The 8,549-nt window shown below is 71.6% G+C and carries 9 protein-coding genes and 1 pseudogene; all 10 read left to right on the top strand.

What is annotated here, in order from left to right; translation table 11 throughout:
* Window positions 1-626 (top strand): annotated as a pseudogene (locus Ahu01nite_RS48900) (hypothetical protein); the annotation flags it as partial.
* Window positions 627-664: 38 nt separating this feature from the next.
* On the top strand, window positions 665-979 hold the full coding sequence (locus tag Ahu01nite_RS48895; protein WP_203843638.1) for a hypothetical protein: 315 nt from the start codon (window positions 665-667) through the stop codon (window positions 977-979).
* 96 nt (window positions 980-1,075) lie between these two features.
* Window positions 1,076-1,756 (top strand): carboxypeptidase-like regulatory domain-containing protein, encoded by a 681-nt coding sequence (locus Ahu01nite_RS48890; RefSeq protein WP_203843637.1) that lies wholly within the window; start codon window positions 1,076-1,078, stop codon window positions 1,754-1,756.
* Between the two features lie 402 nt (window positions 1,757-2,158).
* On the top strand, window positions 2,159-3,307 hold the full coding sequence (locus Ahu01nite_RS48885) for a 4-hydroxybenzoate 3-monooxygenase (RefSeq protein WP_203843636.1): 1,149 nt from the start codon (window positions 2,159-2,161) through the stop codon (window positions 3,305-3,307).
* Window positions 3,307-3,984: a protocatechuate 3,4-dioxygenase subunit beta gene (gene pcaH, locus Ahu01nite_RS48880; RefSeq protein ID WP_203843635.1), complete on the top strand. Its 678-nt coding sequence runs from the start codon at window positions 3,307-3,309 to the stop codon at window positions 3,982-3,984. Before Ahu01nite_RS48885 ends, pcaH begins: the two co-directional genes overlap by 1 nt.
* Entirely contained in the window at window positions 3,981-4,487 is a 507-nt protein-coding gene (gene pcaG, locus Ahu01nite_RS48875) for a protocatechuate 3,4-dioxygenase subunit alpha (protein ID WP_239159774.1), read from the top strand. Before pcaH ends, pcaG begins: the two co-directional genes overlap by 4 nt.
* Window positions 4,462-6,150: a lyase family protein gene (locus Ahu01nite_RS48870; RefSeq protein WP_203843633.1), complete on the top strand. Its 1,689-nt coding sequence runs from the start codon at window positions 4,462-4,464 to the stop codon at window positions 6,148-6,150. The genes pcaG and Ahu01nite_RS48870 overlap by 26 nt, the downstream gene beginning before the upstream one ends.
* Entirely contained in the window at window positions 6,147-6,905 is a 759-nt protein-coding gene (gene pcaD / locus Ahu01nite_RS48865) for a 3-oxoadipate enol-lactonase (RefSeq protein ID WP_203843632.1), read from the top strand. The genes Ahu01nite_RS48870 and pcaD overlap by 4 nt, the downstream gene beginning before the upstream one ends.
* Window positions 6,898-7,281: a 4-carboxymuconolactone decarboxylase gene (gene pcaC / locus Ahu01nite_RS48860; RefSeq protein ID WP_203843631.1), complete on the top strand. Its 384-nt coding sequence runs from the start codon at window positions 6,898-6,900 to the stop codon at window positions 7,279-7,281. The genes pcaD and pcaC overlap by 8 nt, the downstream gene beginning before the upstream one ends.
* Window positions 7,278-8,048, top strand: coding sequence for an IclR family transcriptional regulator (locus tag Ahu01nite_RS48855; protein ID WP_203843630.1), 771 nt, complete (start codon window positions 7,278-7,280; stop codon window positions 8,046-8,048). The genes pcaC and Ahu01nite_RS48855 overlap by 4 nt, the downstream gene beginning before the upstream one ends.
* Window positions 8,049-8,549 lie beyond the last annotated feature (501 nt).

Raw genomic sequence — 8,549 nt, 5'->3', positions numbered from 1 at the left:
CGGTGGCCACGAACGGCTCGGTGGCCACGAACGGCTCGGTGGCCACGAACGGCTCGGTGGCCACGAACGGCTCGGTGGCCACGAACGGCTCGGACGCCGTGCTCGGTGAGTTCATCGACGTCCTGGCGCAGATCCGTGTCGGCCGCCTCGACCCGGCCCACATCCACCTGGCCCTCTCCCGCCTGGACGCGCCTCCCGCGCAGGCCGCCTCCCACCCGGACAGGCTTTCCGCACTGGCCGCTGAGCTGCTGGCCGGGCTTCCTCCGCTGAGCGCCGACCAGTTCGCAGCGGTCACCCCCGCGTCGGTCGCCGCCGTGAGCATGGCATCGATGCGCCACGGCCTGTTGATGACCCCGGGCGACCGCGACGCGAGCTGGGCGGGTTTCGCCCCCGCCCCACTCCCCGTTCCGCTCCCACCGGCACCACTGCCGTCGCGTCCGCCCCGGGTCGCGCCGGCCCTGTTCGCGCTCTACATCGTGCTGACGATCGCCCTGACCGGCCTGCTGGCGCTGCTGTTCCTCGGCGGCGACAGCCACACGACGTTCCAGCGCGCCCTGTGCGCCCTGGCGATCGCCCTCACGGTCCGGGGAGCGATCCGCGCGTTCCACCGCTTGCACCACGCCTGACCGGTGTCGCTCCCGCCGCCGCGGGGTACGCCCGGGTGATGACTCAACAGTGGATCGCCAGCCGGTCGGCCTGGCGCGTCTCCCTGCTCGGCGGCACCCTGGCCCTGACCGACGACGAGCTCACCTTCACGCCGTTGCTCCACCTCGGAGCGACGCAGCGCATCGCCCTCGCCGCCATCGAGAGCGTCGAGCCCCACGGCGACCGCCCCGCCCGGCTCCGCATCACCGCGACGGGCCGCCGCCCCCTGGTCCTGATGGTCCTGCCGGACCTGACCACCGCGGTCTGGTCCCGCGACAACTCCGCCCGCGACGCCGCGATAACCGCGATCACCGCCCGTCTGAACACGCGGTGACCTGCAGGTTAAGTCTTTTGTGGACACTCCCGGATTCGTGCCACCACCGACCGTTCCCTCCGCCGGGGGCATCGGCCGCGACCTAGCGTCCTCGCCATGAGGACATTCGCTCTGGCCGCCACCTTGGCCGCCACCGTCGCCCTGACCATCACCGCCGGCCCGGCGCTCGCCGCCACCCCGGACCACTCCAGCGTCACCGTGACCGGGACCATCACCGGCCGGATCCTCGGCCCGGACGGCGCCCCGGCCGCGAACACCGACATCTACGCCACCAACGTCAACACCGCCGCGCAGCACACCGCCCGCACCAGCGCCGACGGCACCTACCGGCTCCGGGTCCAGGCTGACCAGACGTTCATCGTGAGCTACGCGGTGGGCCGCTACTTCGAATACGTCCCGCACACGTTCCGCTCCAACGAGGCCACCGAATTCTTCGTCCCGGCCCGCAGGACCATCCGGGTCGACGACCGGGCCATCGCCCTCGCCGGGGTCACCGGCCGGCTGACCGGCGCCGCGGGGGCGCCTGCCGCCGGGGTCACCGTCCGCGTCACCAACGTCGACACCGCCAACGAGTCGGAGACCACCACGCTGCAGGACGGCACCTACGACCTCAGCGGCCAGATCCCCCCGGGCGTCTACAAGGTGAGCTTCACAGTCGCCGACCGCACCCAGTACGCCCACCAGGCCGCCGACTGGAACTCCGCCGCCGACATCACCCTCACCTCGGGCACCACCAGCATCGTCGACGACCAGCTCCTCTGGGACCCCGCGTCCTGATCCCGCCAACCAGAACCCCCGCGCCCCGGACATCGCCGTCCGGGGCGCGGGGGTTGTTGTTCTGCGCACGCGCAGTGTCGATGCAGGCTCGTCTCGAGGTTGATCATCAGCAGTTGCTGACCTCGCCGACGTGGGACGAGACCTGCGTGCCCGACGAGGCCGGGAACGTCGCGAACCCTCACGCAGGCCGGTTACGCCGTCAACCGGTCACCCTGGATGAGGCAGGCAGGACCAAACCCCACGTGCGTAAGGACCGGCCGAGTAAGGAGCCGATCGCCCAGATCGAGCGTCGCAGGGCGGCGTCGAAATCCCGGACACAACCTGACTGCAGCGGGGCTTTTGTTGTGCGCAGAACGCACGTAAGTTCTCAGGGAGAACACGAAGGCGATGCCAGGAGGCGGCGTGCGCACGAGGGTCGGGATCGTGGGAGCCGGGCCGGCCGGGCTGGTTCTCGGGCGGCTGCTGGAGCGCGCCGGCATCGACTCGGTGATTCTGGAGAGCCGCTCCCGGGCGTACGTCGAGGGCCGCGTCCGTGCCGGAGTCATCGAACACGGCACCGCCGCGCTGCTCGACGAGCTCGGCGTCGGCGAGCGGATGCGCCGCGAGGGCATGGTCCACCGCGGGATCGAGCTGCGCTTCGACGGCGCGGGCCACCGGATCGACCTCGAGAAGCTGACCGGGCGGACCATCACCGTCTACGGCCAGCAGGAGGTGGTCAAGGACCTCATAGCCGCGCGTACGCACTCCGCGCTGCCCCTGCACTTCGACGCCGAGGTCACCGGGGTTGACGGAACCACCCTGCGCTACGTGCACGAGGGCGTGACCCGCGAACTGGACTGCGACTTCGTGGCCGGGTGCGACGGGTCGCACGGCGTCACCGCCGCCTCGCTGCCGGACGGGGCCGCGCAGCGGTGGGAGCGCGACTATCCGTACGCGTGGCTCGGCATCCTGGCCCGGGCGCCCGCGGCCAACGAGGAGCTGGTGTACGCGTACCACGAGCGGGGCTTCGCGCTGCACAGCATGCGTACCCCGGAGATTGTGCGCCTCTATCTGCAGGTCCCGCCCGGCACCGACCCCGCGGCCTGGCCGGACGGGCGGATCTGGGACGAACTGCGTACCCGGCTCGGTCTGGCGTTGCAGGCTGGACCTGTGCTGGAGAAGAGCGTCACCCCGATGCGCAGCGTGGTGACCGGGCCGATGCGTCACGGGCGGGTGTTCCTCGCCGGCGACGCGGCGCACATCGTCCCGCCGACCGGCGCGAAAGGGCTCAATCTGGCGGTCGCCGACGTACGTGTGCTCGCCGAGGCCCTTGTCGCCTACTACCGCGACGGCTCGGAGCAGCTGCTGGACGCGTACTCCGAGACCTGTCTGAAACGGGTGTGGCAGGTGCAGCGCTTCTCGAACTGGATGACCTCGATGCTGCACCGCCCCGGCTCGCAGGACGCGTTCGGGCACCGGCTGCAGCTCGCCGAGCTCGCGTACGTCACCGGTTCCGAGGCCGCCGCCACCACGCTCGCGGAGAACTACGTCGGATTGCGCAAGGAGTTGTGATGACCAGCCCCCACCCCCCGCTGCTGTCCCCCGGCTACAAGTCGACCGTCCTGCGTGCCCCGCTGCAGGCCCCGATCCTGCTGCCCGGCTCGCTGAGCGAGCTCACGGGCCCGGCCCTCGGCGAGGGTCCGGTCGCGTCCGGCGACGCCGACCTCACGCTGGACGGCAAGGGCGGCGAGGCGCAGGGCCAGCGGATCATCGTGCACGGCCAGGTCCGCGACGCCGCCGGCAGACCCGTCCGCGACCAGCTCGTCGAGGTCTGGCAGGCCAACGCCGCCGGGCGCTACCTGCACAAATGGGACCGGCACGACGCGCCCCTGGACCCGCACTTCACCGGGGTCGGCCGGGCGCTGACCGACGACGAGGGCCGCTACCGGTTCGTCACGGTCAAGCCGGGCGCCTACCCGTGGGGCAACCATCCCAACGCCTGGCGTCCCGCGCACATCCACTTCTCCCTCTTCGGCCGCGCCTTCACCCAGCGTCTCGTCACGCAGATGTACTTCCCGGACGACCCGCTGTTCGCCTTCGACCCGATCTACCACTCCGTCCCCGAATTCGCCCGCGATCGCCTGGTCGCCGGTTTCGACCTCGGCGCCACGATCGACTCGTGGGCGCTGGGATTCCGCTTCGACATCGTGCTCTCCGGCGACTCCGCAACCCCGTGGGAGACCAAGTGACCACACCGTCGCAGACCGTCGGGCCGTACCTCTCGATCGGCCTGAGCTGGGACGAGGGACCTTTCGTCGTGCCGGCGGACGCATCCGGCGCGGTGTGGCTGCGCGGCGAGATCCGCGACGGCAACGGCGACCTGGTGCCGGACGCGCTGGTCGAGACGTGGCAGGCCGACCCGGACGGCAGGTTCCACACCCATGGCTTCCGCGGCTTCGGCCGCTGCGGCACCGACGACGAGGGCAAATGGGCGATATGTACGCGTAAACCGGGCCCCGTCGATGGCCAGGCACCCCACATCGCCGTGTCGGTCTTCGCCCGCGGCCTCCTCGACCGCGTCATCACCCGCGTCTACTTCGCCGACGAGGCCCCCGCCAACGCCGCCGACAAGGTCCTCGAGAGCATCCCCGAGGCCCGCCGCCACACGCTGCTCGCCGCACCGGACGGCGACGGCTACCGCTTCGACATCCGACTGCAGGGCGACGATGAAACAGTCTTCTTCACTTTCTGACACTGGTGTACGCCTGCCCGGCTGGGGCCCGCCCGGCGGTGACCGGCCCTGGGCGGGGCGGCTCTCCGACCGGGGGCTCCCCGAGGCCGCGCTGCCCTCCCGGGGGCTATTCGACGGGGTGCTCGCCGCCGGGCCGGTATGGCTAGAGGTCAGCGACCCGGCCTGGATCCACGCCCTGCTCGACGCGGAGGCCGCACTCGCGCTGGCCACGGCCGGGGCCGGCCTGGCGAGCTACTCGGACGCCCGGGCCGTGGCCAGGGCCTGCGCGGGGCTCCGGGTCGACATCGCCTCCCTCAGCGCGGAGGCGGCGGCCACGGGAACACCGGTCGTGCCCCTGGTCGCACGGCTCCGGGCCGCGCTCACCGGTGACGCCGCCGCGCTCGTCCACCGCGGCGCCACCAGCCAGGACATCGTCGACACCGCCGCCATGCTGGTCGCGCACCGGGCTATCGAGGCGCTGCTGATCGACCTGGACGGTGCGGCTTCGCTTGCCGCCTCCCTCGCGGACCAGCACCGGGACACCCTGGTAGCCGGCCGGACCCTGCTGCAACAGGCGCTGCCGACCACGTTCGGTCTGGTCGCCGCGGGCTGGCTCAGCGGCCTGGACGCCGCCCGCCGCCGCCTCGCCGAGGTCCAGCAAACCCGCCTCGCCGTCCAACTCGGCGGCGCCGTGGGCACGCTCGCCGGCTTCACCCCCGCTCCCGACTTCGCCCCCGCCCCCGATTCCGCCCCCGATTCCGACTCCCGGACCCGCGCGGGCTCGGATGACGGCTCCGGCACGTCGGGCGGGCCCGGCTCCTCGGACGACTCCGGCTCGCCGGGTGGGCCCGGCTCAGAGGGCGGGCGTGATGGCGCTGCTTACGAGCCGGTCAGGGCGTTGGCGGTGGTGGCGGGGTTCAGTGAGTTGCTGGGGCTGGTGGAGCCGGAGTTGCCATGGCACACCGAGCGGACCAGGATCGCCGAGCTGGCCGGGGCGCTGGGGGCTGCGGCCGGGGCGATCGGGAAGGTGGCCCGGGACATAACGCTCTACGCGCAGACCGAGGTCGGGGAGCTGACCGAGGGCGGGGCGGGCGGGGGCTCGTCGACGCTGCCGCACAAGCGGAACCCGATCCACGCGGTCAGCGCCGCAGCAGCCGCGGCGACCACTCCCGCGCTGGTCGCCATGCTGCTCTCCGCGATGCCCCAGGAGCACCAGCGGGCGGCGGGCTCGTGGCACGCCGAGTGGCAACCGTTGCGGGCGTTGCTGGTGGCGGCGGGCTCTGCCGCGTACAGCATCAAGGAAAGCCTGAGCGGTCTCGAGGTCCACGCCGACCGGATGCGCGCGAACCTGGATCTCACCCACGGCGCCCTGCTCGCCGAACGGGTCGCGGGCGCGCTGCGGCCGATGCTCGGCGCGAAGGCCCACGACGTGGTCCGCGAGGCCGTCCTGCGCGGCGACCTGGCCACGGACCCGGCCATCACCGCGCACCTGTCGCCCGCCCGGCTGGCGGGCCTGCTCGACCCCGGCGGCTACATCGGCAGCTCCTCAGCCCTCATCAACCGCGTCCTGACCAGCAGAAACCCCACCACCCCAGCCCCAGCCAACCCAGCCCCAGCCAACCCAGCCCCGGCGGACCGGGCGCCGGCGGACCGGGCGCCGGCGGACCGGGCGCCGGGCCGATGATCCCCCACTACGAGCTGGCGGGGCCGGTGGACGGGCCGCCACTGCTGCTGATCAACTCGCTCGGGGCGGACCTGTCGATGTGGGACCCGCAGCTGCCCGTACTCGCGCGCAGGTTCCGCGTAATCCGGTACGACGCGCGGGGTCACGGGCGTTCGGGCGTACCCGAGGGCAGGTATTCCCTGGAGGACCTCGGCCGGGACGCGCTCGACCTGCTGGACCACCTCGGCATCGCGCGTACCCATGTGTGCGGGTTGTCGCTCGGCGGGATGACCGCGATGTGGCTGGCGGCGAACGCACCTGCCCGGGTCGACCGGCTCGTCCTGTGCTGCACGTCCGCGCTGCTCGGGCCACCGTCGGCGTGGGCCGAACGCGCAGCGACCGTGCTGGCGTCCGGGACGGGAGCGGTCGCGGACGCGGTGGTGGCACGGTGGGTGACCGCCGGCTTCGCGCAGGAACACCCCCGGGAGGTGGTCCGGCTGCGCGGCATGATCGCCGCCACCCCACCCGTCGGGTACGCCGGAGCGTGCGCGGCGATCGAGGACATGGACCTGCGCGCCGACCTGCTCCGCATCACCGCCCCGACCCTGGTGATCGCGGGCGCGCAAGACCCCGCGACCCCACCGTCCCACGGCTCGGCGATCGCATCGGCCATCCCGGGCGCGCGGCTGCAAGTGCTCTCGCCCGCCGCACACCTAGCCACCTACGAACAGGCCGACGAGGTCAACCGACTGCTGCTGGAGGCCCTCGATGACTGACCCCTACGACAAGGGCATGACCGTACGCCGGGAGGTGCTCGGCGACGCGCACGTCGACCGGGCGGTGGCGGCGACCACGGACTTCACGGCCCCGTTCCAGGACTACATCACCCGCTCGGCGTGGGGTGACGTGTGGGGACGGGAGGGCCTCGACCGGCGTACGCGCAGCTGTGTCACCCTGGCCGTCCTCACCGCCCTGCACTGCGACGCCGAGATCGCCATGCACGTCCGCGCCGCCCGCCGCAACGGCCTCACCCCCGCCGAGATCGCGGAGGTCCTGCTCCACACGGGTGTCTACGCGGGCGTCCCGGCGGCCAACGCGGCCTTCAAGATCGCCCAGGAGGTCCTCGCCGAGGAGGAGGACCCCGGTCTGTGAGCGACCGCGAACCACACTTCGTGCAGTCCCTCGAACGGGGACTCGCGGTCATCCGCGCCTTCGACGCCCACCACCCCGAGCTCACCCTCAGCGAGGTGGCACGCATCTGCGACCTGACCCGCGCCGCCGCCCGCCGCTTCCTGCTCACCCTCACAGACCTCGGCTACGTACGCACAGACGGCCGCATGTTCTCGCTGACCCCGCGCGTCCTGGAGCTCGGCTACGCGTACCTCTCAAGCATGTCCCTGCCCGAGGTCGCCCAGCCCCACCTCGAAACCCTGGTCGCCGACATCCACGAGTCATCCTCCGTCTCCGTCCTCGACGGCGACGACGTCCTCTACGTCGCGAGGGTCCCCACCCGCCGCATCATGACGGTCGCGATCAACGTGGGCACACGCTTCCCGGCGTACGCGACGTCGATGGGCCGCATCCTGCTGGCGCACCTACCGGAACCGGAAATCACAGCGTTCCTCGCCCGCGTGAACCTCCTGCCCCTGACGGACCGAACCCTGACCAAGCCAGAAGCCCTCCACACCGAACTCGATCGCATCCGCACCCAGGGCTGGGCCATCGTGGACCAGGAACTCGAAGAGGGCCTCCGCTCCCTGGCCGCCCCCATCCGCAACCGAACAGGCACAGTGGTCGCGGCAGTCAACATCTCGGTACACGCGAGCCGCACCCCGGTCGAAGACATGCGCGACCGCCTGCTCCCCCGCCTCCTGGCCACAACAACCGCCATCGAAGCCGACCTCCGCAACACCCGCTGACCACCCTCCGCAGCCACCGGTCCACCGCGGCCCGCACCGGCCAGATCATGGCGCCGTCACACGCAGTCGCTCCCCATCACCCAGTAGAAGCCCCGCTACGACAGCGCAACATCGTTCCGGCGCATTCGCATGCCGATGACAGCAAGACGGCCAACGAACTCGTGGCGCGGTAAGCACGACGATCGCCTCCCGGGATCCATCCGCCACCACTTCATGGCTATCCGAATACTCGCCATCTGCCATTCGAATGTGTGTGATCCCCCTCAACCCGACAATGGCATACCCGGCCTTCCGATCATGGAACCCCCTGAGAACAATCAAGGAATGAAATACGCTCAACTGGAGATTTTTACGACCGTTGAATTAGCGTGGATGCGTGACCCTACACGGCGCCGGAACCACTCCGCGGCAACCGAAGAGTTCCGGCGTGAGCACAAGACCCGGCGGGCCTTCGGCAAGGCTCTCGGCCACACCACCCGGCTACGACGCGACACTCCCGGA

It is taken from the genome of Winogradskya humida, assembly GCF_016862215.1.
Taxonomy (GTDB): domain Bacteria; phylum Actinomycetota; class Actinomycetes; order Mycobacteriales; family Micromonosporaceae; genus Actinoplanes; species Actinoplanes humidus.
Note: the sequence above shows the minus strand (reverse complement) of the source record. Positions and strands in the feature narration are given on the sequence as shown.

Excerpts from the sequence above, each read along its gene's own strand:
- Ahu01nite_RS48895 (WP_203843638.1), top strand. The coding sequence starts at position 665 with ATGACTCAACAGTGGATCGCCAGCCGGTCGGCCTGGCGCGTCTCCCTG.
- Ahu01nite_RS48890 (WP_203843637.1), top strand. The coding sequence starts at position 1,076 with ATGAGGACATTCGCTCTGGCCGCCACCTTGGCCGCCACCGTCGCCCTG.
- pcaH (WP_203843635.1), top strand. The coding sequence starts at position 3,307 with ATGACCAGCCCCCACCCCCCGCTGCTGTCCCCCGGCTACAAGTCGACC.
- Ahu01nite_RS48870 (WP_203843633.1), top strand. The coding sequence starts at position 4,462 with ATGAAACAGTCTTCTTCACTTTCTGACACTGGTGTACGCCTGCCCGGC.
- pcaD (WP_203843632.1), top strand. The coding sequence starts at position 6,147 with ATGATCCCCCACTACGAGCTGGCGGGGCCGGTGGACGGGCCGCCACTG.
- pcaC (WP_203843631.1), top strand. The coding sequence starts at position 6,898 with ATGACTGACCCCTACGACAAGGGCATGACCGTACGCCGGGAGGTGCTC.